The 26,789-nt window shown below is 73.1% G+C and carries 22 protein-coding genes and 1 riboswitch; of the genes, 14 read left to right on the forward strand and 8 right to left on the reverse strand.

Features of this window, described 5'->3' with window-relative positions; genetic code table 11:
• Positions 1–16 precede the first annotated feature (16 nt).
• Genes AB0J04_RS17805 through AB0J04_RS17815 form a run of 3 tightly spaced genes read right to left on the reverse strand, consistent with a single transcriptional unit; the run spans position 17 to position 2,965 of the window.
• Entirely contained in the window at positions 17–763 is a 747-nt protein-coding gene (locus AB0J04_RS17805; protein WP_363169389.1) for a hypothetical protein, read from the reverse strand.
• Positions 760–2,610 (reverse strand): trypsin-like peptidase domain-containing protein, encoded by a 1,851-nt coding sequence (locus AB0J04_RS17810; protein ID WP_363169390.1) that lies wholly within the window; start codon positions 2,608–2,610, stop codon positions 760–762. The genes AB0J04_RS17805 and AB0J04_RS17810 overlap by 4 nt, the downstream gene beginning before the upstream one ends.
• Positions 2,594–2,965, reverse strand: coding sequence for a CU044_2847 family protein (locus tag AB0J04_RS17815; protein ID WP_363169391.1), 372 nt, complete (start codon positions 2,963–2,965; stop codon positions 2,594–2,596). The genes AB0J04_RS17810 and AB0J04_RS17815 overlap by 17 nt, the downstream gene beginning before the upstream one ends.
• Positions 2,966–3,181: 216 nt before the next feature.
• Positions 3,182–3,324: riboswitch (cobalamin riboswitch) on the forward strand.
• A gap of 99 nt (positions 3,325–3,423) precedes the next feature.
• Here AB0J04_RS17815 and AB0J04_RS17820 point away from each other — a divergent pair.
• The 7 genes from AB0J04_RS17820 to cobI are packed head-to-tail and all read left to right on the forward strand — an operon-like array spanning position 3,424 to position 14,295.
• Positions 3,424–4,389 (forward strand): cobalamin biosynthesis protein, encoded by a 966-nt coding sequence (locus AB0J04_RS17820; protein ID WP_363169392.1) that lies wholly within the window; start codon positions 3,424–3,426, stop codon positions 4,387–4,389.
• Entirely contained in the window at positions 4,386–5,933 is a 1,548-nt protein-coding gene (locus tag AB0J04_RS17825; protein ID WP_363169393.1) for a cobyric acid synthase, read from the forward strand. The genes AB0J04_RS17820 and AB0J04_RS17825 overlap by 4 nt, the downstream gene beginning before the upstream one ends.
• Positions 5,930–9,598 (forward strand): cobaltochelatase subunit CobN, encoded by a 3,669-nt coding sequence (gene cobN, locus AB0J04_RS17830; RefSeq protein ID WP_363169394.1) that lies wholly within the window; start codon positions 5,930–5,932, stop codon positions 9,596–9,598. Before AB0J04_RS17825 ends, cobN begins: the two co-directional genes overlap by 4 nt.
• Positions 9,595–11,604, forward strand: a complete 2,010-nt coding sequence (locus AB0J04_RS17835) for a putative cobaltochelatase (protein ID WP_363169395.1) — start codon at positions 9,595–9,597, stop codon at positions 11,602–11,604. Before cobN ends, AB0J04_RS17835 begins: the two co-directional genes overlap by 4 nt.
• Positions 11,604–12,203 carry a cob(I)yrinic acid a,c-diamide adenosyltransferase gene (cobO, locus tag AB0J04_RS17840; RefSeq protein ID WP_363169396.1) on the forward strand — a complete coding sequence of 200 codons (600 nt, stop codon included), beginning with the start codon at positions 11,604–11,606 and terminating at the stop codon, positions 12,201–12,203. Before AB0J04_RS17835 ends, cobO begins: the two co-directional genes overlap by 1 nt.
• Positions 12,203–13,549: a cobyrinate a,c-diamide synthase gene (locus tag AB0J04_RS17845; protein WP_363169397.1), complete on the forward strand. Its 1,347-nt coding sequence runs from the start codon at positions 12,203–12,205 to the stop codon at positions 13,547–13,549. Before cobO ends, AB0J04_RS17845 begins: the two co-directional genes overlap by 1 nt.
• Positions 13,546–14,295, forward strand: a complete 750-nt coding sequence (gene cobI, locus AB0J04_RS17850) for a precorrin-2 C(20)-methyltransferase (RefSeq protein WP_363169398.1) — start codon at positions 13,546–13,548, stop codon at positions 14,293–14,295. The genes AB0J04_RS17845 and cobI overlap by 4 nt, the downstream gene beginning before the upstream one ends.
• A gap of 26 nt (positions 14,296–14,321) precedes the next feature.
• Here cobI and AB0J04_RS17855 read toward each other — a convergent pair whose 3' ends face one another.
• Positions 14,322–15,050: a ZIP family metal transporter gene (locus AB0J04_RS17855; protein WP_363169399.1), complete on the reverse strand. Its 729-nt coding sequence runs from the start codon at positions 15,048–15,050 to the stop codon at positions 14,322–14,324.
• Positions 15,051–15,169: 119 nt separating this feature from the next.
• Here AB0J04_RS17855 and cobM point away from each other — a divergent pair, with 119 nt between their 5' ends.
• Genes cobM through cobC form a run of 6 tightly spaced genes read left to right on the forward strand, consistent with a single transcriptional unit; the run spans position 15,170 to position 21,577 of the window.
• Complete coding sequence (cobM, locus tag AB0J04_RS17860) at positions 15,170–15,988, forward strand: precorrin-4 C(11)-methyltransferase (protein ID WP_363169400.1); 819 nt, start codon at positions 15,170–15,172, stop codon at positions 15,986–15,988.
• Positions 15,985–17,247, forward strand: a complete 1,263-nt coding sequence (gene cbiE / locus AB0J04_RS17865) for a precorrin-6y C5,15-methyltransferase (decarboxylating) subunit CbiE (RefSeq protein ID WP_363169401.1) — start codon at positions 15,985–15,987, stop codon at positions 17,245–17,247. The genes cobM and cbiE overlap by 4 nt, the downstream gene beginning before the upstream one ends.
• Positions 17,244–18,935 carry a precorrin-3B C(17)-methyltransferase gene (gene cobJ / locus AB0J04_RS17870; protein ID WP_363169402.1) on the forward strand — a complete coding sequence of 564 codons (1,692 nt, stop codon included), beginning with the start codon at positions 17,244–17,246 and terminating at the stop codon, positions 18,933–18,935. Before cbiE ends, cobJ begins: the two co-directional genes overlap by 4 nt.
• Before the next feature lie 41 nt (positions 18,936–18,976).
• A complete protein-coding gene (locus AB0J04_RS17875; protein WP_363169450.1) occupies positions 18,977–19,564 on the forward strand; it encodes a precorrin-8X methylmutase in 588 nt (195 codons plus the stop codon).
• Positions 19,561–20,493, forward strand: a complete 933-nt coding sequence (locus tag AB0J04_RS17880; RefSeq protein WP_363169403.1) for a sirohydrochlorin chelatase — start codon at positions 19,561–19,563, stop codon at positions 20,491–20,493. The genes AB0J04_RS17875 and AB0J04_RS17880 overlap by 4 nt, the downstream gene beginning before the upstream one ends.
• Positions 20,483–21,577, forward strand: a complete 1,095-nt coding sequence (gene cobC, locus AB0J04_RS17885; RefSeq protein ID WP_363169404.1) for an Rv2231c family pyridoxal phosphate-dependent protein CobC — start codon at positions 20,483–20,485, stop codon at positions 21,575–21,577. The genes AB0J04_RS17880 and cobC overlap by 11 nt, the downstream gene beginning before the upstream one ends.
• Before the next feature lie 212 nt (positions 21,578–21,789).
• Here cobC and AB0J04_RS17890 read toward each other — a convergent pair whose 3' ends face one another.
• Genes AB0J04_RS17890 through AB0J04_RS17905 form a run of 4 tightly spaced genes read right to left on the reverse strand, consistent with a single transcriptional unit; the run spans position 21,790 to position 25,387 of the window.
• Positions 21,790–22,881: an amidohydrolase family protein gene (locus tag AB0J04_RS17890; protein WP_363169405.1), complete on the reverse strand. Its 1,092-nt coding sequence runs from the start codon at positions 22,879–22,881 to the stop codon at positions 21,790–21,792.
• A 21-nt stretch (positions 22,882–22,902) separates the two neighbouring features.
• On the reverse strand, positions 22,903–23,709 hold the full coding sequence (locus AB0J04_RS17895; RefSeq protein WP_363169407.1) for an amino acid ABC transporter ATP-binding protein: 807 nt from the start codon (positions 23,707–23,709) through the stop codon (positions 22,903–22,905).
• The gene (locus AB0J04_RS17900) at positions 23,706–24,539 is read right to left on the reverse strand and encodes an amino acid ABC transporter permease (RefSeq protein WP_363169408.1); all 834 of its coding nucleotides are present in this window, start codon (positions 24,537–24,539) and stop codon (positions 23,706–23,708) included. Before AB0J04_RS17900 ends, AB0J04_RS17895 begins: the two co-directional genes overlap by 4 nt.
• Entirely contained in the window at positions 24,536–25,387 is an 852-nt protein-coding gene (locus tag AB0J04_RS17905; RefSeq protein WP_363169409.1) for a transporter substrate-binding domain-containing protein, read from the reverse strand. The genes AB0J04_RS17900 and AB0J04_RS17905 overlap by 4 nt, the downstream gene beginning before the upstream one ends.
• Positions 25,388–25,561: 174 nt before the next feature.
• On the opposite strand from AB0J04_RS17905, the gene AB0J04_RS17910 reads away from it, so the two are divergent.
• A complete protein-coding gene (locus tag AB0J04_RS17910; RefSeq protein WP_363169410.1) occupies positions 25,562–26,662 on the forward strand; it encodes an aminotransferase class V-fold PLP-dependent enzyme in 1,101 nt (366 codons plus the stop codon).
• Positions 26,663–26,789 lie beyond the last annotated feature (127 nt).

Consider the following 26,789-nt stretch of genomic DNA (forward strand, 5'->3'; position numbering starts at 1 on the left):
GCCCTGCCGGCATCCTCTACACGAGGTCCTGGCAGGGCGGACTCGTTCCCACGGCGAGCGCCTTGCGCAGGGACCCCCACACCTGCGGATCCAGCCGGGGCATCAGCTTGCACACGTCGGCGGCGTCGGCCTGCCCGGTGAGCTGGCCGAGGTCGTAGGTGACGCGGCCCAGCGCCGTCTCACCGTGGAGCAGACGGCCGTCGAAGACCCACCTCACGACGTCTGCCGCGAACAACGGAACAGGCTCGCCACCGTCGTCCCTGCGCAACTGCTGCTCGCCGTCGGCGGTGGAGAGCACGAGGAGACCCCGCTCGTCGTAGGCGTCCACCAGATCGACGTCGTCGGCGAGGAGTTCGGCGTGATCCCGGCCGATCCGCCACACGTAGACGCCTGCCCCGGTCGCCACCGCGACGGCGCGTCCGTCGGACCGGAACAGCGCCAGTCGCCGTGCCGCCTCGTAGTCCTCGGCGTCCGAGACGGGGCTGAGGATCTCTTCGTCGATCTTCCCGGTCGTGCCGTCGGCCCGCAGTTCCCACCGTTCGGCGGCTCCGTCGGCGCGCACCACGAGAAACTGCCCCGGATGGCCCGGGCGCCCCACCGCCGTGAGGCACGCACGGTCGCTCATCGCCGACGTCGTCCAGGCGCATCCCACGCCGTCCAGACGTTGGACGCGGCCCGTCGCACCCTCCAGCCGGGACAGGCCCTTGCCGTCGAGCAGCAGGAAGTCACTGGTCCCGAAGCGGCGCACGGACGTGATCTTCATGTCGCTTCCGGAAGCCGGGGCGTCGCTTCCCGGCGGCGACGACTTCCCGTTCCTGGCCGTGAACGCGTCCGCAGCTTTTCCCGCCAGACGAGGAACTCTCGCGAGTCGTCGAGCCATCGACGCAGGACCGACCACTGCCGCACCAGCGCCTCGTGGGCCAGGGCCACCGTCTCCCGGCCGGAGCTGTCGCGGGTGATGACCAGCAGCCGGGTCGCCGCCAACGCCTGTGCGGCGGTGCGGAGTTCGGGCGGCAGCTGGTCGAAGGCACGGGCGACCCGGGCGTACTCCTTGCCCTTGACCGGGCGGGCCAGCTGCTCGAAGAGGCGGCGGGCCACGTGTTCGTCGGGGCCGCCCGGCGCCTTGCAGACCTGGGTCAGCTGCTGGTCGGCGTAGCGGGACAGAGCGCCTTCGACGCCGCCGATCTCCCGGTACGCGGCATGGGTGAGACGGCCGTGCTCCTGGCGTTCCCAGAGCTCCGCCAGGGCGAACTCGACCAGGGGCAGGGCTCCCGGTTCGTCGCCCGCGTCGCCGACGATCAGCTCGGCCAGACCGGGCTGGAACTGCACGCCGGGGATCGCGTCGACCGGTCGGCGCACCACCTCGTCCAGTTGGGCCGGGGTCATCGGAGCGATCATCTGGACGGTGCCGCTCAGTTCCTCCGCCCGGCCGCCCGCGACGAGTTCCTCCAGGGAGGCCGAGCGCAGGGTGGCCAGGACGCGCAGGCGGCGGCCCGTCGGATGGGCGGCGCGGGTCATCGGGAGGAGGACGTCCAGGAGGGCGCGGGCGTCGGCGGGGCGGGCCCCCACGGTCTCCTCGAACTGGTCGAGCAGGACGACGTGTCCCCGGGGTCCTGCCTCTTTGAGGATGCGGGCGGCCAGCAGGACCGCCGTCTCCGTGCGGTCCGTCGTGCCGCGCAGTTCCCCGGCCAGATCCCGGGCCGCCGGGAACTGCTCGCCGAGCGCCTCCGCGAGCGTGCGCACCGGGTCGGTGTCCGGCTGACCCGTGAAGTCCGTGACCGTGTGGCCCGTGGAGCGCAGCAGCGGCACCACCCCGGCCCGCACCAGCGACGACTTCCCGACCCCGGACGCCCCCGCCACCGGGACGAAGGGGTGGGTGCGGAGGGCCTCGGCGATCCGTTCGCTGTCCGCCCGGCGGGCGAAGAACACCGCCGCGTCCTCCTCGCGGAACGCCTCCAGGCCCCGGAAAGGCGACGGGCGCAGGCTCGGGTCCAGGCCCAGGAGGAGGGCCGCCGGGATCAGGTACGCCGTTGTCGCGCCGGTGCCTGTCTCCGCCGCCACCGTCATGCCGACCACCGCGCCCTGGTCGGTGTCCCAGACCGGGCCGCCGCTGAAGCCTCGGCCGATGGGCGGGGTGCCGGAGGCGGGGCGGGCCTCCATCGACGTCCAGCCCTTGCCCACCGGGGCGCGGAGGCGGCCGTCGACCCAGACGCCGTGGTCGTCGGTGTGCAGTGGGAAGCCCAGGACTCGGAAAGCGTGGTCCCAGACGGCTGTGCCGCCGGCGAAGCGGACGGGGGCGGTGCCGAGGGCCGCCTCCTCCAGCGACAGCAGCGCCATGTCGCCTCCGCCGTCCGCACGGACCGGGCTCCAGCGGGTGACCGTCGCCCGCAGGCGCGCGGAAGGCCGCGTCAACAGAGGGAAGTCGACCGTCACCGGGGCGGCGGGGGCCGACGTGTCCGTCTCTGCCGTGCCCAGGGCGCTCGCCACCACGTGTGCGCAGGTGCACAGCGTCCGCTCCGCGATCAGAAAGCCCGAGCCCGTCACCCGGCCGTCCGCGCCCCAGAAGCGGGCGACGGCGTTCGGGAGTTCGTCGTCAGGCGTCGCTGCCACTGTCACCGTCACGCTGTCCGGGGAGTGCGCTCTCGTCCCGGTTCGTCCACTCCATGCTCACCGTGAAGTGCGCCTCCGTGGAGCCCCGCGCCACCACCACACCCGCCTCCGCGCTCAGCGTGATGCCGAATTCGACCGTGACGGAACCGGGCGGTTTCGCCAGACCTCGGGCGCCCTCCAGGACCGCTCCCAGCGCGGGGCGCACCCGGGCCAGTGCCTGTTGGAGGGTTTCCGCGGCTCCCGCCACCGCGCCGCCGCCCCGGGAGACCCGTTGCACTCCGGCCGGGCCCTCGCCGGACACCTCCAGCAGCACGATCTGCCCGTCGTCCAGCAGCATTTCGCCCACGTAGGCCACTTCGGGTCCCCTCCCTGGTCCGTGGCGCCCTTTGCCGGGCGTACGTGACATTGCAGGCTCCGCGCTCCGCGATCTCAAGCCGGTCCCGCGAGGTCCGCCCGCAAGAGGGGTTTTCCGCCGGGAGCCGGGCGCGAGGGGCGGTCGTCGTGGTAGCCGTCGCAGCAGCTGTGTGGGGTTCTGCACACTCTCCCCTTGCAGGTCAACGGCAAGTTGACGGCCGTTCCGGGCCCGTGGTGGACTGCCGGAGCCATCTACGACGGCAGGAGAGGAAGCCGGTGTGAATCCGGCGCGGTCCCGCCACTGTCACCGGGGTAGTAAGCCCCGGGAGCCAGGAACTCTCACCGTCGGTCTAGTCGAACCAGGGCGCGGACACCCTGAGTGAGGACAAATCGCCATGCGCGCTCGGCCGTTGAGGTACCGCATCAGGTCGCTGCCCGACCCCACGGCCGGCTGAGCCCGTGCGTGCCGATCGCGTCTTCGCGTACGGCGCCGCCGCCGGCCTCCTCGGTGATCTGCTGCTCGGCGATCCCCGCCGGGGGCATCCGGTCGCCGCGTTCGGGCGGGCCGCGGGTGCGGTGGAGCGGGTGTTGTGGCGGGACCATCGGGGGTGGGGCGCCCTGCACACCCTCGTGTGCGCCGGGAGCGCCGTCGCGCTGGGGGCTGTCGCCGACACCTGCGTACGTCGCTCCCCCGCCGTCTCCGTGGTCCTCACCTCCGCCGCCACCTGGGCCGTCGTCGGGGGCTCCTCGCTCGTGCGCGAGGCGCGGGGCATCGGGCGGGCCCTCGAAGCGGGGGACGTCGAGGCCGCTCGGGAGCGGCTGCCGCATCTGTGCGGGCGGGATCCGCAGGCGCTGGATGCGGACGGGATCGCCCGGGCTGTCGTGGAGTCCGTTGCCGAGAACACCTCCGACGCCGTCGTCGGGGCGCTGGTGTGGGGGGCCGTCGGCGGCGTGCCCGGGCTGGTCGGCTTCCGGGCCGTCAACACCCTCGATGCCATGGTCGGGCACCGGTCGCCGCGCCATCTGCGCTTCGGGTGGGCCTCGGCTCGGCTCGACGACCTCGCCGGGTGGCCGGGGGCCCGGCTGACCGCCGTGCTCGCCGCCGTGGCCGGGGACGATCCGCGCGCCGCCGTTCGGGCCTGGCGGGCGGATGCGCGCAAGCACCCCAGTCCCAACGCGGGGCCCGTCGAGGCGTCGTTCGCCGGGGCGCTCGGGGTGCGGCTGGGCGGGACCCTGTCGTACGGCGGCCGGGTCGAGCACCGGCCCGTGCTCAACGGGGCGGCCGGGCGGGCCGTCGGCGCCGAGGACATCGAACGTGCCGCGCGGCTGTCCCGCCGGGTCGGTCTGCTCGCGCTCGGCGTGACCGTCGCCGCGCGCGCCGTCGCCGCGGCAGTGAACGCGAGAGCGAAGGGGCGTACCTCATGACGGGCGGCGGGCTTCTTGTCGCCGGCACGACCTCCGATGCCGGCAAGAGTGTCGTCACGGCCGGGATCTGCCGGTGGCTGGTGCGGCAGGGGGTGAAGGTCGCGCCCTTCAAGGCCCAGAACATGTCCCTGAATTCGTTCGTGACGAAGGAAGGCGCCGAGATCGGGCGGGCTCAGGCCATGCAGGCGCAGGCCTGCCGGGTCGAGCCGACCGCGCTCATGAACCCCGTGCTGCTGAAGCCGGGCGGCGAGCAGAGCAGTCAGGTCGTGCTGCTCGGGAAGCCCGTCGGGGAGCTCAGCGCCCGTGGGTATCACGGGGGGCGGCAGCAGAGACTCCTGGGAACCGTTCTCGACTGTCTCGCCGAGTTGCGGGGCACGTATGACGCGGTGATCTGTGAGGGGGCCGGCTCTCCCGCCGAGATCAATCTCCGGCGGACCGACATCGTCAACATGGGGATCGCCCGCAATGCCGGGCTTCCCGTCCTCGTCGTCGGTGACATCGATCGCGGTGGGGTCTTCGCGTCCTTCTTCGGGACCGTCGCGCTCCTCTCCCCCGAGGACCAGCAGCTCGTCGCCGGGTTCCTCGTCAACAAGTTCCGCGGCGACGTCTCCCTGCTGGAGCCGGGGCTCGACATGCTGCTCGGGCTCACCGGGCGGCGGACCTACGGCGTGCTGCCGTTCCGGCACGGGCTCGGGATCGACGAGGAGGACGGAATGGGGGTCCCCCCGCTCGGGCGAAGCCGAGAGTGGGGGAGCGTGTCGCTGCGCGGCACCGTGCGCGAGTCGAACACCGCCTTGCCCGTGGGGGACGACGTGCTGCGGGTCGCCGTGTGCGCGGTACCGCTCATGTCCAACTTCACCGACGTGGACGCGCTCGCCGCCGAGCCTGGTGTCGTCGTGCGGTTCGTGGACCGGCCGGAGGAGCTCGCCGACGCCGATCTCGTCGTCGTCCCCGGGACCCGGGGGACCGTCCGCGCGCTGGAGTGGCTGCGGGAGCGCGGGCTGGCCGAGGCCCTGAAGCGGCGGGCCGCCGAGCGGCGGCCCGTGCTCGGGATCTGCGGTGGCTTCCAGATCCTCGGCGAGCACATCGAGGACGAGGTCGAGAGCCGGCGCGGGCACGTCGAGGGGCTCGGAGTGCTGCCCGTCCGCGTGCGGTTCGCCCGGGAGAAGACCCTCACCCGGCCGGTGGGGGAAGCCCTCGGCGAGCCGGTCGAGGGGTACGAGATCCATCACGGGGTCGCCGAGGTCCACGGAGGGATTCCCTTCCTCGACGGGTGCCGGGTCGGGGAGACCTGGGGCACGCACTGGCACGGCTCGCTGGAGTCGGACGGGTTCCGGCGGGCGTTTCTGCGCGAGGTGGCGGCTGCCGCGGGCCGCCGGTTCGTGCCCGCCGCCGACACCTCCTTCGCCGGGCTGCGCGAGGAGCAGCTCGACCGGCTCGGCGACCTGATCGAACAGCACGCGGACACCGACGCGCTCTGGCGGCTCATCGAGTCGGGCGCGCCGCAAGGACTGCCTTTCATTCCACCGGGAGCGCCCGCATGAGCACAGTGTTGTTGTTGTCCACCGCCGACACCGATCTGTTGGCGGCCCGGGCCGCTGCCGGCGCCGACTACCGGATCGGCAACCCGACCCGCGTCGACGTCGCCGAGGAGTTGCCCGCGCTCCTCGACGGCGCCGACCTCGCCGTCGTACGGCTGCTCGGCGGGAAGCGGGCCTGGGAGGACGGGCTCGCCGCGCTGAAGGCGTCCGGCATCCCGACCGTGCTGCTGGGCGGCGAGGCTGTGCCGGACGCCGAACTGATGGCCGAGTCGTCGGCGCCGGCCGGGGTGGTGGCGGAGGCGCTGCGGTATCTCGTCGAGGGCGGGCCCGCCAACCTGACCGAGCTGGCGCGGTTCCTCTCCGACACCGTGCTGCTGACCGGCGAGGGGTTCCTCGAGCCGCAGAAGATGCCCGAGTTCGGGGTGCACGGGGAGCGGGACTTCGTCGAGGGCCGGCCGACCGTCGGCGTCCTCTTCTACCGGGCCCACCAGCTGAGCGGCAACACCGCCTTCGTGGACACGCTGTGCGACGCGATCGAGGCGCGGGGGGCCAACGCCCTTGCCGTGTACTGCGGTTCGCTGCGCGGGGCGGACGCCGCACTGTACGAGCTGCTCGGCCGGGCCGACGCCCTCGTGGCCACCGTCCTCGCCGCCGGCGGCACCCATGCCTCGCAGGCCTCGGCGGGCGGGGACGAGGAGGCCTGGGACATCGGGGCGCTCGCCGACCTCGACGTGCCGGTGCTGCAAGGCCTCTGCCTGACCTCCTCGCACGCCGCCTGGGAGGAGTCCGACGCGGCCCTCTCCCCCATGGACGCCGCGATGCAGGTGGCGATCCCCGAGTTCGACGGACGGCTGATCACGGTCCCCTTCTCCTTCAAGGAGCAGGGCCCGGACGACGTCCCGGTCTACGTCGCCGACCCCGAGCGGGCCGGACGCGTCGCCGGGATCGCCGTACGGCACGCGCAGTTGAGGCACAAGGCGAACGGCGACAAGAAGCTCGCGCTCGTCTTCACCGCCTATCCGACCAAGCACTCCCGGGTGGGCAACGCGGTCGGTCTCGACACGCCCGCCTCGGCGGTCCGGGTGCTGGACGCGCTCAAGGCCGCCGGTTACTCGCTCACCGAATACCCCGACAACGGGGACGAGTTGATCCACCGGCTCATCAACGCCGGCGGCCACGACGTCGAATGGCTCACCGAGGAGCAGTTGGCCGCCGCTCCGGCGAGGGTCCCGCTCGCCGACTATCAGGCGTGGTTCGACAAGCTGGACCCCGGGTTGCGCCAAGGCATGCTGGACGCCTGGGGCGAGCCGCCGGGCAGCCTGTACGTCGACGGGGACGACATCGTGCTGGCCTCCCTGCAGTTCAGGAACGTCGTGGTGATGATCCAGCCGCCGCGCGGCTTCGGCGAGAACCCGATCGCGATCTACCACGACCCCGACATGCCGCCGTCGCACCACTACATGGCGGCCTACCGGTGGCTGGACGCTGCAACATCTCAAGGCGGCTTCGGCGCCGACGCGATCGTGCACATGGGCAAGCACGGCACGATGGAGTGGCTGCCGGGCAAGGGGCTGGGGCTGTCCAAGGGGTGCGGGCCGGACGCCGTGCTCGGGGAGCTGCCGCTCGTCTACCCGTTCATCGTCAACGACCCCGGTGAGGGCACCCAGGCCAAGCGGCGCGGGCACGCCACCGTCGTCGACCATCTCGTCCCGCCGATGGCGCGCGCCGACACCTACGGCGATCTGGCCAAGCTGGAGCAGCTGCTCGACGAGTACGCGCTCGTGTCCGATCTGGACCCGACGAAGGCGCCGGCCGTGCGCGCGCAGATCTGGACGCTGGTCAAGGCGGCGGAGCTGCACCACGACCTGCATGTGGACGACCAGCCGGACGACGACGCCTTCGACGAGTTCGTCATGCACATCGACGGCTATCTGTGCGAGATCAAGGACGTCCAGATCCGGGACGGCCTGCACATCCTCGGCGGCGGTCCGGTCGGCGAGGCGCGGGTGAACCTGGTGCTCGCCGTGCTGCGGGCCTCGCAGGTGTGGGGCGGGCAGGCGAACGCGCTGCCGGGGCTCAGGGCTTCCTTCGCGGCCCGTTTCGGGCTCAGCGAGAAGGAGTTGCTCGCCGAGCCGGGGGCGCCGGTGAAGGTGCCCGTCGAGCTGTCCGAGCTCGTCGAGGGGCCGTCGCGATCCGCCGCCGACGCGATCGACCTGCTCGAGCAGCTGTGCCGGCGGGTCGCCGAGGGCATGGAGGAGCGGGGCTGGGCGGTCGCCGAGAGCCGTGGCCTGGTGCGGGAGGTACTGGGCTTCGAACTCCCGGAAGCCGTCGCGGTGTTGGAGTTCGCGTGCACCGAGGTCGTGCCGCGGCTGGAGAAGACGACCGACGAGATCGGGCACATCCTGAAGGCCCTCGACGGCGGGTACGTTCCCGCCGGCCCGTCGGGCTCCCCGACGCGCGGGCTGGTCAACGTCCTGCCGACCGGGCGCAACTTCTACTCCGTCGACCCCAAGGCCATTCCGTCCAGGCTGAGTTGGGAGGTCGGGCAGGCCCTTGCGGACTCGCTCGTACAGCGGTATCTGCAGGACACGGGTGACTATCCGAAGTCCGTCGGCCTGACGGTGTGGGGCACGTCCGCGATGCGCACGCAGGGCGACGACATCGCCGAGATCCTGGCGCTGCTGGGCTGCCGTCCGGTGTGGGACGACGCCTCGCGGCGGGTCACCGGGTTCGAGATCGTGCCCCTGGCGGAGCTCGGCCGGCCGCGCATCGACGTGACCGTACGGATCTCCGGCTTCTTCCGGGACGCGTTCCCGCACGTGGTCGGGCTGATCGACGACGCGGTGCGCGCGGTGGCGGAGCTGGCCGAGCCCGCCGAGTCCAACTTCGTGCGCGCGCACGTGGAAGAGGACACCGCCGAGCACGGCGACCGACGGCGCGCGACGGCCCGGGTCTTCGGCTCGAAGCCGGGGGCCTACGGGGCGGGACTGCTGCCGCTGATCGACGCCCGCAACTGGCGCTCCGACGCGGACCTCGCCGAGGTGTACGCCGTCTGGGGCGGCTACGCCTACGGGCGCGGGCTCGACGGGCGGGCGGCGCGCGGCGACATGGAGACGGCGTTCAGGCGGATCGCGGTCGCGGCGAAGAACGTGGACACACGCGAGCACGACCTCGTCGACGCCGACGACTACTTCCAGTACCACGGCGGCATGGTCGCGATGGTGCGGCATCTGACGGGGGCCAGCCCCGAGGCGTACGTCGGCGACTCGGCGACTCCGGACCAGGTGAAGACCCGGACGCTGGGCGAGGAGACCCACCGGGTGTTCCGCGCCCGCGTGGTCAACCCGCGCTGGATGGCGGCCATGCGTCGGCACGGCTACAAGGGCGCCTTCGAGATGGCGGCGACCGTCGACTACCTCTTCGGCTACGACGCCACGGCCGGGGTCGTGGACGACTGGATGTACGAGAAGCTCAGCGCGGAGTACGTCTTCGACGCGGAGAACCGGGACTTCATGAAGAAGTCCAACCCGTGGGCGCTGCGCGGGATCACGGAGCGCCTCCTGGAAGCCGCCGACCGCGGGCTGTGGGCCGAGCCGGACGCCGACACCATCGAGCGGCTGCGGGCGACCTACCTGGAGCTGGAAGGCGACTTGGAGGGCGACCAGTGACAACCCCCTTTCCTTTCACGGCCGTTGTCGGCCAGGACGATCTGCGGCTCGCGCTGCTGCTGAACGCGGTGTCGCCGGCGATCGGCGGGGTCCTGGTCCGCGGCGAGAAGGGCACCGCCAAGAGCACCGCGGTGCGGGCCCTCTCGGTGCTGCTGCCTGCGCTGGAGGTCGTCGCCGGCTGCCGGTTCTCCTGCGATCCCGCCTCCCCCGACCCGGGGTGCCCGGACGGGCCGCACGAGCACGCGTTCGAGACGCGGCCCGCGCGGATGGTCGAGCTGCCCGTGGGCGCCTCGGAGGACCGGCTCGTCGGATCACTCGACATCGAGCGTGCCCTGGCCGAGGGCGTGAAGACATTCGAACCGGGCCTCTTGGCGCAGGCGCACCGCGGGATCCTGTACGTCGACGAGGTCAACCTCCTCCACGACCACCTGGTCGACCTGCTCCTGGACGCGGCGGCGATGGGGGCGTCGTACGTCGAACGCGAGGGCGTCTCCGTACGGCATGCCGCGCGCTTCCTGCTCGTGGGGACGATGAACCCCGAAGAGGGCGAGCTGCGGCCCCAGTTGCTCGACCGGTTCGGCCTGACCGTGGAGGTCGCCGCCTCTCGGGAACCCGACCAGCGGGTGGAGGTCGTCCGGCGCAGGCTCGCGTACGACGACGATCCGGCCGGTTTCGCCGAGCGATGGGCGGACGAGGAGAGCGCCGTACGCGAACGGATCGTGGCGGCGCGGAAGTTGTTGCCGTCGGTACGGCTGGGTGACGGGGCGCTGCGGCAGATCGCGGCGACCTGCGCGGCGTTCGAGGTCGACGGCATGCGGGCCGACATCGTGATGGCGCGGACGGCCACGGCGCTGGCGGCCTGGGCCGGGCGGACGGACGTGCTCGCGGAGGACGTCCGGCAGGCCGCGCTGCTGGCGCTGCCGCACCGCAGGCGACGGAATCCCTTTGACGCGCCGGGACTTGACGAGAGCAAGCTCGACGAGACGCTGGAGGAGTTCAGCGGTTCGGACGACGGCGAGGGCGGCGAGCATCCCGACCCGGACGGGCCCGACGGCGGGGGTGGGCAGCCGGCCCCGGACGACGGTCCGCAGGGCGGTGACACCGCCGCGCGGCCCGAGGCCGGGGAGGACGGCGAGCCGCAGGCCTCCTCCGGTGCCGGGGAGCAGTCCGCCGCGCGCGCGTCGGAGCCGTTCCGTACGAAGGTGCTGAGCGTGCCCGGCCTCGGCGAGGGCGCCGCCGGGCGGCGGTCCCGGGCACGGACCGAGCACGGGCGGACGACCGGCGCCCGACGGCCCCGGGGTGCTCTGACCAAGCTGCACCTGGCGGCGACCGTGCTGGCCGCCGCCCCGCATCAGCGGGCGCGGGGGCGGTCCGGGCGGGGGCTCGTCGTACGCCGGGACGATCTGCGGCAGGCGACCCGGGAGGGGCGGGAGGGGAACCTCGTCCTGTTCGTCGTGGACGCGTCCGGGTCGATGGCCGCCCGGCAGCGGATGAGCGCGGTGAAGGGGGCCGTGCTGTCGTTGCTGCTCGACGCGTATCAGCGGCGGGACAAGGTGGGGCTCGTGACGTTCCGGGGGGCGGCGGCCGATGTCGCGTTGCCGCCGACCTCGTCCGTCGACGCCGCCGCCGTCCGGCTGGAGTCGCTGCCGACCGGGGGGCGTACGCCGCTCGCGGCGGGACTGCTGAAGGCGCACGACGTGCTGCGCGTGGAGCGGCTGCGGGATCCCGCGCGGCGGGCGCTCGTGGTCGTGGTGACGGACGGGCGGGCCACCGGTGGACCGGAGCCGGTCGCGCTGGCCGGGCGGGCGGCACGGCTGTTCGCCGCCGAGGGGGTCGCCTCCGTGGTCGTCGACTGCGAGTCCGGGCCCGTGCGCCTGGGGCTCGCGGGGCAGCTCGCGGGTGAGTTGGGGGGCACGGCGGTGACGCTCGACGAGCTGCGGGCGGACTCCATCGCCGGGCTGGTCAGGAACGTGCAGGGGACTTCGACTTCCAGGAGGGCCGCATAGTGCCGCAGGGACAGCCGAGCGTGGTGCCGGACGACGGACTGACCACGCGTCAGCGACGTAACCGGCCGTTGGTGGTCGTGCACACCGGGATCGGGAAGGGCAAGTCGACCGCGGCCTTCGGGCTGGCGTTGCGTGCCTGGAACCAGGGATGGCCGATCGGGGTGTTCCAGTTCGTCAAGTCGGCGAAGTGGAAGGTCGGCGAGGAGAACGCGCTGCGGGTGCTGGGGGCGTCCGGGGAGGGCGGGTCCGTCGACTGGCACAAGATGGGCGAGGGGTGGTCCTGGGTTCAGCGGGACTCCCAGATGGACAACGAGGAGAAGGCCCGCGAGGGCTGGGAGCAGGTCAAGCGGGATCTCGCCGCCGAGACGTACAAGCTGTACGTGCTCGACGAGTTCGCCTACCCGATGCACTGGGGGTGGGTGGACACCGACGAGGTCGTGGACGTGTTGCGGGAGCGGCCCGGGAATCAGCATGTCGTGATCACCGGGCGGAACGCGCCCGAGAAGCTCGTCGGGTTCGCGGATCTCGTCACCGACATGTCCAAGGTCAAGCATCCGATGGACGCCGGGCAGAAGGGGCAGAGGGGCATCGAGTGGTGATGTCTTCCGTCCCTCGGTTGGTCATTGCCGCGCCCTCGTCGGGCAGCGGCAAGACCACCGTTGCCACGGGGTTGATGGCCGCGTTCGCCGCGCGGGGGCTCGCCGTGTCCCCGCACAAGGTCGGGCCGGACTACATCGACCCCGGGTATCACGCGCTCGCGACCGGGCGGGTGGGGCGGAACCTCGACGCGTATCTGTGCGGGCCGGAGTCGGTCGGGCCGTTGTTCCTGCATGGCGCTCGGGGGTGTGACATCGCCGTCGTCGAGGGTGTGATGGGGATGTTCGACGGGGCTGCGGGCGAGGGGGAACTCGCGTCCACCGCGCATGTCGCGAAGCTGCTGCGGGCGCCGGTCGTGCTCGTGGTCGACGCCTCCTCGCAGTCGCGGTCGGTGGCGGCGCTGGTGCACGGCTTCGCGTCCTGGGATCCGCAGGTGCGGGTCGGGGGCGTGATCCTGAACAAGGTCGCGTCCGATCGGCACGAGGAGTTGCTGCGGGAGGCGTTGGAGTCGGCCGGGGTGCCGGTGTTCGGGGTGCTGCGGCGGGTGGCTCAGGTGGATACGCCTTCGCGGCATCTGGGGTTGGTGCCTGTGGCCGAAAGGCGCGGCGACGCGGTCGACTCCGTCGGGGCGATGGCGGCACAGGTGTCGGCCGGGTGCGATCTGGACGGTTTGCTGGGGCTGGCGCGGAGTGCGGGTGTGTTGTCCGGTGCGGCGTGGGAACCGCCGTTCACCGAGACGGCACGGCGTGAGGTGGTGGCCGTCGCCGGCGGGGAGGCGTTCACCTTCTCCTATGCCGAGCACACGGAACTCCTGACCGCCGCCGGCGCCGAGGTCGTCACCTTCGATCCGCTGCGCGACGAGTCCCTCCCGGAGGGCACCGCCGGGCTCGTCGTCGGGGGCGGGTTCCCCGAGGTGTACGCCGCCGAGCTGTCCGCCAACGAGCCCTTGCGGGGGTCCGTCGCCGCCCTCGCGCAGTCCGGTGCTCCCGTGGCCGCCGAATGCGCCGGCCTGCTGTATCTGTGCCGGGAGCTGGACGGTCGGCCGATGTGCGGCGTGCTGGACGCCACCGCGCGGATGACCGAACGGCTCACCCTCGGCTATCGGGACGCCGTCGCCGTGAGCGACAGTGTGCTGGCGCCGGCCGGGACGCGGATCCGGGGGCACGAGTTCCACCGGACGGTCGTCGAGCCGGGGGCGGGTGCGGCCCCCGCGTGGGGGGTGCGTACCCCCGAGCGGCGGGTCGAAGGCTTCGTACAACAAGGTGTGCACGCGAGTTATCTGCACACGCACTGGGCGTCCGAGCCCGGTGTGGCCCGTCGGTTCGTGGAGAGGTGCCGGACGTCATGAGCAGCATCAGCGGCAGGAGCAGCAGGCTGGTCGGGGTCGGGGTGGGGCCCGGGGATCCGGAGCTGGTGACCGTCAAGGGCGTGAACGCGCTGCGGGCCGCCGAGGTCGTCGTCGTGCCCGTGATGGACAGCGGTGAGCGGGGGCGGGCCGAGGCCACCGTTCTGCACTACGTGCCCGAGGACAAGGTCGTCCGGGTCGTGTTCGCGCTGAACGAGCGGTCCGACCGGGCGCGGCGGGAGGCCGCCTGGGACGCTGCCGGGGAGCGGGTCGCCGAGTTGCTGCGGCGGCACGGGCGCGTCGCGTTCGCCACCATCGGCGATCCCAACGTGTACTCCACGTTCACCTATCTCGCGCAGACCATCCTGGATGCGGTGCCCGAGGTCGTGATCGAGACCGTCCCGGGCATCACCGCCATGCAGGATCTCGCGGCGCGGTCGGGCGCCGTGCTGACCGAGGGCACCGAGCCGTTGACGCTGGTGCCGGTGACCGCGGGGTCGGCGGTGCTGAAGGACGCGCTCGCCGGGCCGGGGACGGTCGTCGCGTACAAGTTCGGGCGGCAGGCCGCCGAGGTCGCCGAGGCGTTGCGGGAGACCGGGCGGTTGGGGGACGCCGTGTGGGGGTCGGCGCTCGGGCTGCCCGAGGAGTCCATTCGGTCGGCCGACGAGCTGGGCGGGGAGCCGTTGCCCTATCTCTCGACGCTCATCGCGCCCGCGCGGCGTGACGGCGGTCGGGGCGGGAAGCTGTGAGACCGGGGAGGGTGCGGGCCCGGGGCTCATGCGGCCAGGCCCACCACCAGCCAGATGAAGGCCGCGCCCGCGATCGTGCAGAGCACGGTCGAGCGGGCGGGGTGTTCGTGGTGGGCCTCGGGGAGGATCTCGGCGGCCGCCAGATACAGCAGCGCGCCGCCGAAGAAGCCCAGATAGCCGCCGAGCAGTTGCTCCGGGACGGTGACGAAGGCCGTCGAGGCCGCGCCGACGACCGGGGCGGCCGCGTCCGCGACCAGCATGGCCTGGGCCTTGCGGCGGGCGTTCCCGTAGAGGCTCGTGATCGTGTAGGTGTTGAAGCCGTCGGCGAAGTCGTGGGCGATGACCGCGACCGCCACCGCGGCGCCCATGCCGCCGCCCACCTGGAAGGCCGCGCCGATCGCGACGCCGTCCATGGCGCTGTGGCCGACCATCGCCGCGGCCGCCGTCAGGCCCACCTCGGGGGTCCGGCCGTCGTGCTCCTCGGCGCCGTGGGCGGCCTGTCGGACCGCCAGCAGGCGTTCCACCAGATGGGCCAGCAGGAAGCCCGCCACGAAGAGCAGCAGCGCGGCCGGGACGCCGAAGACCTCCGTGCCGGCCGCCTCCAGGGCCTCCGGCAGCAGGTCCAGGCCGACCACGCCCAGCATCAGGCCGCCGGCCAGGCCCAGCACCAGGTGGCGGCGGTCGGTCACGCGTTGTGCCGTCCAGCCGCCGGCCAGCGTCATGAGGAACGCGCCGAGCGCGACGAAGACCGCCATAGGCCCTTGCTATCCGATCAACCCCCGATCGCGCACATCCGGCCACAGCCCTGACATCCGTTACCACCCGTTACCACCCGTTGCGACCCTTTGTGATCCGCCAGAGAGGACCTGAATCCATGGCCGATGCCCCCACCGGCAAGGTGACCTTCGTCGGTGCCGGCCCCGGCGCCGCCGACCTGCTGACGTTCCGTGCCGCGCGCGCCATCGCCGAGGCCGACGTCGTGATCTGGGCCGCGAGCCTGGTCCAGGCGGAGGTCCTCGACCACGCGCGCGAGGGTGCGGAGATCCTCGACTCGGCGACCATGTCCCTGGAGGACGTCGTCGCCGTGTACGAGCGGGCCCGGCGGGAGGGGCTCAGGGTCGCCCGTGTCCACTCCGGCGACCCCGCCCTGTGGGGCGGTACCCAGGAGCAGCTCGACCGGTGCGAGGAGATCGGCGTCGAGACCGAGATCGTGCCCGGCGTCTCCTCCTTCTCGGCGGTCGCCGCGCTCGCCCGGCGGGAACTGACGATCCCCGAGGTCGCGCAGTCCGTCGTCCTCACCCGGCTCGGCGGCGGCAAGACGCCGATGCCGCCCGGCGAGGAGGTGCGCGAGTTCGCCAAGCACGGCACCACGATGGCGATCTTCCTGTCGGCCGCCCGCAGCGGGCAGCTGGTGCGGGAGCTGCTGGAGGGCGGCTATCCGACCGCGACCCCGGTCGTCATCGCCTACCAGGCGACCTGGCCGGAGGAGCTGATCGTGAAGTGCACGATCGAGACGCTGGAAGAGACGGTCAAGGAGCACAAGCTCTGGAAGCACACCCTCTTCCTGGTCGGCCCGGCCCTCGACGCGCACGGCACCCGCTCGCACCTCTACCACCCCGGTCATTTCCACGGCTACCGCAAGGCCGACCCGGAGGCCCGCCGGGCGCTGCGCGAACGGGGTGCCAGTACGTGATCACGGTCATCGGGACCGGCACGGGGGCCGCGACTCCCTCCGACGCGGTGAAGGGCGCCGAGCTCGTCGTCGGCGGACGCCGGCATCTGGACGCCGTCCGGATCCCCGACGGCGCCGAGCGGATCGTCCTCGGGCCGCTCGCGCCCGCCCTCGACGCGATCGAGGAGTACGACGCGAAGGACCGGGCCGTCGTCGTGCTGGCCTCGGGCGATCCCGGGTTCTTCGGGATCGTGCGGGCGCTGGCCGAGCGGTTCGGGTCGGCGCGGCTGGAGGTGCGGCCCGGGGTCTCCTCCGTCGCCGCCGCCTTCGCGCGGCTGGGGCTGACCTGGGAGGACGCCGTCGTCGTCAGCGCGCACGGGCGGGATCCGCGGACGGCCGTCAACGTCTGCCGGGCGCATCCCAAGGTCGCCGTCCTCACCGGGCCGGGCGCCGGGCCCGCCGAGCTGGGGGCCACGCTGGCCCGCAGCGCGCCCGGGCGGGTGCTCGTGGTCGCCTCGGCTCTCGGGGACCCGGAGCGCGAGCGCGTCGAGCGGGTCTCCCCCGCCGAAGCGGCGGCCCGCGACTGGGGGACGACGGTGAGTGTCGTCCTGTGCCTGGACGAGACGCGCGTGCTCGGTCCCGCACGGACGCTGGCCGGGGCCGGGGGCGGTGCCCGGCCGGCCGGGTGGGCGCTGGACGAGGGCGACTTCGCGCACCGCGACTCGATGATCACCAAGTTCGAGGTGCGGGCGCTGGCCCTGGCCCGGCTCGGGCCGCGCACCGGCGACCTGGTGTGGGACGTGGGCTCGGGGTCGGGGTCCGTGGCCGTGGAGTGCGCGCGGCTCGGCGCCGCCGTCAGCGCGGTCGAGAAGGCGGCGGACGGGGTGGGCCGTGTCAGGGCCAACGCGATCGCGCACGGCGTCGACGTGCATGTCGTCCATGGCAGCGCGCCGGACGCGCTCGCCGAACTCGACGATCCCGACGCCGTGTTCGTCGGGGGCGGGGGGCGCGAGCTGGCCGACATCGTCGGCGCGTGCGCACGGCGCGCCCGGCGGACGGTCGTGGTCGCCATGGCCGCGCTGGACCGGGTGCCCGCGGTGCGCGGCGCGCTCGCCGACGCCGGGTTCGACTGCGACGGCGTGCTGTCGCAGTCCTCGCGGCTCGCGCCGCTGCCGGGCGACGTGACCCGGCTCGCGGCGACCAATCCCGTGTTCCTGTTGTGGGGGGTCAGAAACCCCGTCGGCACAACACCCGTTGATCGAGAAGGAGTTGCTCAGTGATCGGCCTCATTTCCGCTACCGCGGCGGGGGCGGCGGCACGCGACCGGCTGGCCGCGGCATGGCCGGACCGCACGCGCGTGTACGACGGCCGCGTCGGGGACGCCGTGCGGCGGGCGTTCGCGGAGTGCGAGCAGCTCGTCTGCTTCCTGGCGACGGGGGCCGTCGTACGGCTCCTCGCGCCGCTGCTCCGCGACAAGGCCTCCGACCCGGGTGTGGTGTGCGTCGACGAGGCCGGGCGGTTCGCCGTCTCGCTGGTCGGCGGGCACGAGGGCGGCGCCAATGAACTCGCCGTTGCCGTAGGTGAGTTGCTGGGCGCGGAGCCCGTGGTGACCACGGCCACGGACGCCGTCGGCATCCCCGGCCTGGACACCCTCGGCCTTCCGGTGGAGGGCGCGGTGGCCGGCGTGACCCGGGCCCTGCTGGACGGGGAGCCGGTCGCGCTGGACGCCGAGGTGCCGTGGCCGCTGCCGCCGGTGCCGTTCGCGGAGCGCGGCGAGTACACCGTCCGGCTGACGGATCGGGCCGTCGAGCCCGGTGCGCGGGAGGTGTTGCTGCGTCCGCCGTCGCTGGTCGTGGGCGTCGGCGCGTCCAGGGGCGTTCCTGTCGACGAGGTGCTCGCGCTGGTCGAGGGCGCGTTGCGGGACGCGGGACTGTCCGTCCGCAGCGTCGCCGAGCTGGCCACCGTGGACGCCAAGCGCGACGAGCCCGGCATCGTCGAGGCCGCCGCGCGGCTCGGGGTGCCCGTGGTCGCCTACCCCGCCGAGGAGTTGGCGGGCGTCGAGGTGCCGAACCCGTCCGACGCGCCGCTCGCCGCCGTCGGCACCCCGTCCGTCGCCGAGGCCGCCGCGCTCGCCCGCGGCGGTGAACTCCTCGTCCCCAAGCGGAAGTCGGAGCGGACCGACGGGCAGCCGGCGATGGCGACCTGTGCGGTCGTTCGGCGGCCGGGGCGCGGGCGGCTCGCGGTGGTCGGACTCGGGCCCGGCGCGCGGGATCTGCTCACCCCGCGTGCGAAGGCCGAGCTGGAGCGGGCCGCGGTGCTCGTCGGGCTCGACCAGTACGTGGACCAGATCCGTGACCTGCTGCGGCCCGGCACCCGGATCCTGGAGTCGGGGCTCGGGGCCGAGGAGGAGCGGGCCCGGACAGCCGTCGCCGAGGCCCGGCGCGGACAGGCCGTCGCGCTGATCGGCAGCGGGGACGCGGGCGTGTACGCGATGGCCTCCCCCGCGCTCGCCGAGGCCTCCGACGACATCGACGTGGTCGGGGTGCCGGGGGTGACGGCCGCGCTCGCGGCCGGTGCGATCCTCGGCGCGCCGCTGGGCCACGACCATGTGTCCATCAGCCTGTCCGACCTGCACACGCCGTGGGAGGTCATCGAGCGGCGGGTGCGGGCGGCGGCCGAGGCGGACATCGTCGTCACCTTCTACAACCCGCGTTCCCGGGGCCGCGACTGGCAGCTCCCCAAGGCGCTGTCGATCCTCGCCGAGCACCGGGAGCCGACGACGCCCGTGGGCGTCGTGCGCAACGCCTCGCGGCCGGACGGCACCAGCCGGCTGACCACGCTCGCGGAGCTCGACCCGGCGTGGGTCGACATGATGACCGTCGTGACCGTGGGCAACACGGCGACCCGGGACATCGCGGGGCGCATGGTGACCCCGCGCGGCTACCGCTGGCAGGAGGAGCCCAAGTGAGCCCTGTTGACCGTGTGGACCGTGTGGACCGTGTGGACCGTGTGGACCGTGTGGTTCATCCGATCGAGGAGGAGTCCTATCGGCGGCTGCGCGCCCGCCTGGACACCTCGCACTTCCCGCCGCTGACCCGGGCGGTCGTGGAGCGGGTCATTCACTCCGCCGCCGATCTGGAGTACGCGAGCGATCTCGTCCTGGACGAGGGCGAGCTGGCCAAGGCGCACACCGCGCTGCACGCCGGGGCGCCCGTGGTCGTGGACGTCGAGATGGTGGGCGCCGGGATCACCCGGCGGGAGACCGTCTGCCGGCTCCGGGACGCCGTGGCGGGGCCGGGGCTGACCCGCTCGGCGCACGCGATCCGGCTCGCCTACGAGCAGGTCGGTCCCGGCGCCCTCTGGGTGATCGGCAACGCCCCCACCGCGCTGGAGGAGTTGCTGACCCTGGACGCGGCCCCGGCCCTCGTCATCGGTCTGCCCGTCGGCTTCGTCGGCGCGGTCGAGTCCAAGGCCGCGCTGCGCGAGAGCGGGCTGCCCGCCGTGAGCAACGTGTCCGAGAAGGGCGGCTCGGCGGTCGCCGCCGCCGCGCTCAACGCCCTGCTGTACCACCCCGTTCCCACCGAGGAGAAACCGTGACCACCCCGCCGCCGCCCGCCCTGCTCATCGCCGGCCATGGCACCCGGGACGAGGCCGGAGCCGAGGCGTTCCGCGACTTCGTACGGGAGCTCGGGCGCCGCCACCCCGAACTGCCCGTAGCGGGCGGCTTCATCGAACTGTCCCCGCCGCCGCTGGGCGACGCGGTGACGGAGCTGGTGGAGCGCGGTGCACGGCGGTTCGCCGCCGTCCCGCTGATGCTGGTGTCCGCCGGGCACGCCAAGGGGGACATCCCGGCCGCCCTCTCCCGCGAGAAGGAGCGGCACCCCGGGATCTCCTACACCTACGGGCGTCCGCTGGGCCCGCACCCGGCGCTGCTGAACGTGCTGGAGCGGCGGCTGGAGGAGGCGCTGGGCACCGTCGGGCGTACGCCGGACGATCTGGCGGACGTCACCGTACTGCTGGTCGGGCGCGGCTCGACGGACCCGGACGCCAACGCCGAGGTGTACAAGGCCGCCCGGCTGCTGTGGGAGGGGCGCGGATACGCGGGCGTGGAGACGGCGTTCGTGTCGCTGGCCGCGCCGGACGTGCCGAGCGGGCTGGACCGGTGCGTGAAGCTGGGCGCGCGGCGGATCGTCGTCCTGCCGTACTTCCTGTTCACCGGGATCCTGCCGGACCGGGTGCGGCAGCAGACCGAGGGGTGGGCGGCCGCGCACCCGGAGGTCGAGGTGCGGTCGGCGGACGTCATCGGTCCCGAGCCGGAGCTGCTCGACCTGGTGATGGAGCGGTACCGGGAGGCCGTCAAGGGCGATCTGCGGATGAACTGCGACTCGTGCGTGTACCGGATCGCGCTGCCGGGCTTCGAGGACAAGGTGGGCCTGCCGCAGCAGCCGCACTTCCACCCGGACGACGACGGCCACCACGACCATCACGGGCATCACCATCACGGCGGGCACGCCCATGCCCACTGACCACGCCTCCGGGCACACTGCCGGGCCCACCACCGGACACGACCTGCGGCACCACGGGGACTCGGAAGTCCGGGACGACGGCGCCGAGTTGGTCGATCTCGCGGTCAACGTCCGCTCGGACACGCCCCCGGCGTGGCTGCGCGAGCACATCGCCGGCTCGCTCGGCTCCCTGGCGGCCTACCCCGACGGGCGAGCCGCGCGGGCGGCGGTGGCGGCGCGGCACGGGCTCCCCGTGCGGCGGGTGCTGCTGACGGCGGGCGCGGCCGAGGCGTTCGTGCTGCTCGCCCGCGCCCTGAAGGTCCGTCGGCCGGTCGTCGTGCACCCTCAGTTCACCGAGCCCGAGGCGGCGCTGCGGGACGCCGGCCGCACCGTGGACCGGGTGCTGCTGCGGGAGGAGGACGGCTTCCGGCTCGACCCGGCGGCCGTCCCCGAGGACGCGGACCTGGTCGTCATCGGCAACCCGACGAACCCGACGTCGGTCCTCCACCCGGCGGAGACGATCCGGCGGCTGGCCCGGGTCGGGCGGACCCTGGTGGTCGACGAGGCGTTCATGGACGCGGTGCCGGGCGAGCGGGAGGCCCTTGCCGGGCGGACGGACGTGCCCGGTCTGGTGGTGCTGCGCAGCCTGACGAAGACCTGGGGGCTGGCGGGGCTGCGGATCGGCTACGTCCTCGCCGCGCCGGAGACGATCGAGGAGCTGGAGCGGGCGCAGCCGCTGTGGCCGGTGTCCACGCCGGCGCTGGCGGCGGCGGAGGCGTGCGTATCGCCGCGGGCGCTGGCGGAGGCCGCGCACGCGGCGCACCGGGTCGCCGCCGACCGGGCGCATCTCGTCGCCGGGTTGGAGGAGTTCGCCACCGACGGGGTGCGGGTCGTGGGACCGGCCGACGGTCCCTTCGTCCTCGTACGGCTGCCCCGGGCCGCCGCCGTCCGCCGGCACCTGCGCAACCTGGGGTTCGCGGTCCGGCGCGGGGACACCTTCCCGGGGCTGGACGAGGAGTGGCTGCGGCTGGCGGTCCGGGACCGGGCGACGGTGAACCGGTTCCTCCAGGCGCTGGACCAGGCCCTGGCGCTGACTCGGGCCTGAGGGGCGTGCGGGGATGAGGGCCGGGGCGCGCGGACACCGGGGGGACATCCGGTGTCCGCGGCCCGCGGCTCGTCCGGTCAGCAGGGTGACGCGAGTTCACTCCAACGTGAGTTTTCCGTGCGCATCTTCGAACCTCACAGCACGTACGTTCTTCACAACCCCCCGCGTCACACAGTCCTCAGCCCGCCGACACGGCCCACCGACATGGGGCCTCAGCCCACCACCCGCCCGTTGAGGACCACCCGGCGGGGTGCCGCGAGCACGCCCACGTCCGCGCGCGGGTCCGTCTCGTAGACGACGAGGTCCGCCGGGGCGCCCTCGTCGAGACCGGGGCGTCCGAGCCACTCGCGTGCGCCCCAGGTGGTCGCCGAGAGCGCCTCCAGCGGCGGGATGCCCGCGGTCACCAGTTCCGCGACCTCCGCGGCGACCAGGCCGTGCGGCAGCGTGCCGCCGGCGTCCGTGCCGACGAAGACCGGGATGCCGGCGTCGTAGGCGGCGCGGACGGTGTCGTAGCGGCGTTCGTGGAGCCGACGGATATGGGCCGACCAGTTCGGGAACTTGGCCTCGCCGCCCGCCGCGAGCTGCGGGAACGTCGCGATGTTCACGAGGGTGGGGACGATCGCGACGCCGCGCTCGACGAACAGCGGGATCAGGTCCTCCGTGAGGCCCGTCGCGTGTTCGATGCAGTCGATGCCGGACTCGACCAGGTCGCGCAGCGAGTTCTCGGCGAAGCAGTGGGCGGTGACGCGCGCGCCGAGGCGGTGGGCCTCGGCGATGGCCGCCGCGGCCGCCTCCCGGGGCCAGCTGGGGGTGAGGTCGCCGGCCTCGCGGTCGATCCAGTCGCCGACCAGCTTGACCCAGCCGTCGCCGCGCCCGGCCTCCCGGGCGACGTACGCGACCAGGTCGTCGGGCTCGATCTCGTGCGCGAAGCCGCGGATGTAGCGGCGGGTGCGGGCGATGTGCCGGCCCGCCCTGATGATCTTCGGGAGGTCCGCGCGGTCGTCGACCCAGCGGGTGTCCGAGGGCGAGCCGGCGTCCCGGATCAGCAGGGTGCCCGCCTCGCGGTCGGTCAGCGCCTGCTTCTCGGCGACGCCCGCCTCGACCGGGCCCTGCGGCCCCAGCCCCACATGGCAGTGGGCGTCGACCAGGCCGGGCAGCGCCCAGCCCGCGACGGTCCGGACGTCGCGGGCGCCGACGGGACGGTCGTAGGAGATCCGCCCGTCGACGACCCACAGCTCGTCGCGGACGTCGTCGGGCCCGGCCAGCACCCGGCCCTTCACATGCAGCACCGCGTGAACGCTCATGTACGGCACCTTAGTGAGCGGCTACTCGCCCTTGCCCACCTGGTCGGAGGTCTCCTTGCCTTTCCCTTCCTCCACCTCGGCCATCGCCGGGTCGAGGAGGCGGGAGAGGAAGTGGCGGGTGCGCTCGTGGCTCGGGGCGCCGATGACCCGGGCGGGGGCGCCGTCCTCGACGATCACTCCGCCGTCCATGAAGACGACCCGGTCGGCGACCTCGCGGGCGAAGGTCATCTCATGGGTGACGACCATCATCGTCATACCCTCGTTGGCGAGCATGCGCATGACGGCCAGGACGTCGCCCACCAGCTCCGGGTCGAGCGCCGACGTCGGCTCGTCGAACAGCATCACCTCGGGGCCCATCGCAAGGGCCCGGGCGATCGCGACGCGCTGCTGCTGGCCGCCGGAGAGGGAGGCGGGGTAGGCGTCCGCCTTCTCCGCCAGGCCGACGCGTTCGAGGTTCTCGGCGGCCACCTTCGCCGCCTCCGCCTTGCCGCGCCGGAGCACCCGGCGCTGCGGCAGCGTGAGGTTCTCGGTCACGGAGAGGTGCGGGAAGAGGTTGAACTGCTGGAAGACCATGCCGATACGACGGCGGACGGCGTCGATGTCGACATCGGGGTCGGTGAGTTCGGCGCCGCCGACGAAGACCTGGCCCTCGGTGGGCTCTTCGAGGAGGTTCACGCAGCGCAGCAGCGTCGACTTGCCCGAGCCGGAGGGGCCGATCACGCACACGACCTCGCCCCGGCCGATCTCCAGGTCGATGCCGCGCAGCACCTCGTTGGCGCCGAAGGACTTGTGCAGTCCGCGTACTTCGATCTCTGCAGTGCTGCTCACCTGGTGGCCTCCTGAGCCTTGGCCTCCATGCGGCGCACGACGAAGCCGAGCGGGATGGTCACCAGCAGGTAGCAGAGGCCGGCGACCAGGATCGGCGTGGAGTTGGCCGTCGTGCTGGCCAGGTCGCGGCCGTACTTGGACAGTTCGCGCTCTTCCAGGGTCACGCCCAGGAAGAGGACGAGCGAGGAGTCCTTGAAGAGCAGTACCAGTTCGTTGGTGAGGGGCGGGAGGATGATCCGGAACGCCTGCGGGATGATGATCGAGATCATCGCCCGGGCCGGTGAGAAGCCCAGCGAACGGGCCGCCTCCAGCTGCCCCTTGGGGACGGCCTGGATGCCCGCGCGGATCGTCTCCGCCATGTAGGCGGCGGCCACCAGACCGAGGGCGAGGGCGACCTTGCCGTAGGTGCCGCCCACGATCTGAGTGCCCGGGAAGGCCAGCGGGACGGCCACGCCGATGAAGATGAAGATCAGCAGGGCGGGCAGACCGCGGAAGATCTCGATGTAGATCCCGGCCAGCCAGCGGTACGGGCCGACGGAGGACAGCCGCATCAGCGCGATCACCATGCCGAGCGCCAGTCCGACGGCGAAGCCGGACACCGTGTAGAGCACGGTGTTCTTCAGCGCCAGCGTGATGACGTCCGGGAACATCTCCTGGGCGATGCTCCACTGGGCGAACTGGTTCTTCAGCCTGCCCCAGTCGGCCGAGGCCGCGAAGGCGATCACGGCCGCGACGAAGACGACGTACTGGACGCCGCGGGAGAGGCGACGCTTCTGGCGTCGCGTCAGCCCCTTCCTTCTGGGCTGGAGTGGTACGTCCGTGGAGGTCATGACGCGGCGGGCGACGCGGCCGACTCGTCGTACGGGCCGATCCACTTCTCGTACAGCGTCTTGTACGTGCCGTCCGACTTCGCCCCGGCGAGCGCCTTGTCGATCGCGGCGAGGAGCTCGGCATTGCCCTTCTTCACCGTGAAGCCGTACTGCTCACCGGTGTTGATCTGCTCGGCGACCTCGAACGCGGCCGCGTTCGCCTTGTCCTTCAGCCAGCCCTGGACCACCGGGTAGTCGATGACGACGGCCTTGACCTGGCCGGAGCGCAGTCCGTTGAGGACGGCGTCGGAGGACTCGAAGGAGACCGGGTCGAAGCCCTGGCCCTTGGCGTAGTCCTCGCCGGTGGTCTGCGCCTGGGCGCCGATCTCGGCGTTCTTGGACTTCACGTCGGCGAGCGAGGTGAGGCCGGCCTTCTTGTCGACCAGCAGGGCCTGGGTGGCCTCGAAGTACGGGTCGGAGAAGCCGACGTTCTTCTTGCGCTCCTCGGTGATGGTCATGCCGGCGGCGGCCACGTCGCACTGGCCCGAGTTGAGGAAGGCGCCGGTCTTGAAGTTCTCGAACGGTGTGTCGAGGATCACCTGCTTCACGCCCAGGTCCTCGGCGACGAGGTCGATGAGCGAGACGTCGAAGCCCTGCACCTTGCCGTCGATCTCCGACTGGAAGGGCGGGTACGGCAGGTGGGTGCAGGTGGTGAGCTGGCCCGCCTTGACGAGCTCGACCCCGCCGGCGGCGGTCTTGGAGCCGCTGCCACCGTCGTCGCTTGAGGTACAGGCGGCCACGAGCAGCAGCCCGGCCGTCGCGGTGGTGGCGGCCAGAACGCGGGTCCGGCGCCCGGAGAGGGGGTTCACGGCGGGCCTTCCTGTAAGAGAACTATGGGTTCCGATTATAAGGAGAAGTTTGAGGCACTCAAACCAAACCGATGGCTGCGGGGCGGTTCGACCTACGAAGTCATCGGTCCGGGGCGGGAGTACGGGGGCGGTTACTCTCGTCACCTCTACCCCGTCAGCAAAGAGAGCATTGCCGTGACACATCCCTTCCTCGATCTGTCCCCGCTGAGCGCCTCCCACTTCGCCTCGATCGAGGACCGGGTGGCACGGCTGCTGGACACCCGGCAGGACGTCGTGATCATGCAGGGCGAGGCGCTGTTGCCGCTGGAGGGCGCGATCCGCGGCACGGCCGGTCCGGGCACGACGGCACTGAACGTGATCACCGGTCCGTACGGGCAGACCTTCGGCGACTGGCTGCGGGACTGCGGCGCGAAGGTGATCGATCTCGCGGTGCCTTTCCACACGGCCGTCACGGCCGCGCAGATCCGGGAGGCGTTCGCCGAGCACCCGGAGATCGACTTCGTGTCGCTGGTGCACGCGGAGGCGGCGACCGGCAACACCAACCCCGTCGCGGAGATCGGCGAGGCGGTGCGGGAGCAGGGCGCGCTGTTCTACCTGGACGCGGTCGCCTCGATCGGCGCGGAGCCGGTGCTGCCGGACGCGTGGGGCGTGGACCTGTGCGTGATCGGGGCGCAGAAGGCGATGGGCGGTCCGGCGGGCGTGTCGGCGGTGTCGGTGAGCGAGCGGGCGTGGGCGCGGATGGCCGCGAACCCGACGGCCCCGCGCCGCTCGTACCTCTCCCTCCTCGACTGGAAGGAGCGCTGGGTCGACGGCGGCCGCAAGGCGTTGCTGCACGCGCCGGCGCAGTTGGAGATGCTGGCGCTGGAGGCGTGCGTCGAGCGGATCGAGGCGGAGGGGCTGGAGACGGTGATGGCCCGGCACGCGTCCGCCGCGGCGGCGACCCGTGCGGGCGCGGCGGCGCTGGGGGGCGGTCTGGAGCCGTACGTCCACGACGCGGCGGACGCGGCGCCGGTCGCCACGACGTTGCGGGCGCCCTCCGGCGTGGTGGCCTCGGAGCTCGTCGCCCGGGCGCTGGCCGACGATCCCACCCTGCCGCTGGCCGCGGGCGGAGGCGCCCTCGCCAAGGAGATGATCCGGGTCAACCACTACGGGGGCGACGCGACCGTCGGGGTCGTCCGGGCATGTCTGGCGGCGCTGGGCGCGGCGCTGACGGAGAAGGGGCTGGACGTGGACCTGCCGGGGGCACTGCGCGCGGCGGCGGAGGGCCGGCGGTAGGGGCCGGACCGGGGTGGCCGGTGCACGGGACCGCCCGGAGGCCGCTCCACCGTCGCGCTTCTGACCCGTGCGGACCTGAGTCGGGTGTGGCCCGGACGCGGCGTTCGCACGCGCATCGCAGATGTCG

It is taken from the genome of Streptomyces sp. NPDC050263 (assembly GCF_040655955.1).
Classification (GTDB): domain Bacteria; phylum Actinomycetota; class Actinomycetes; order Streptomycetales; family Streptomycetaceae; genus Streptomyces.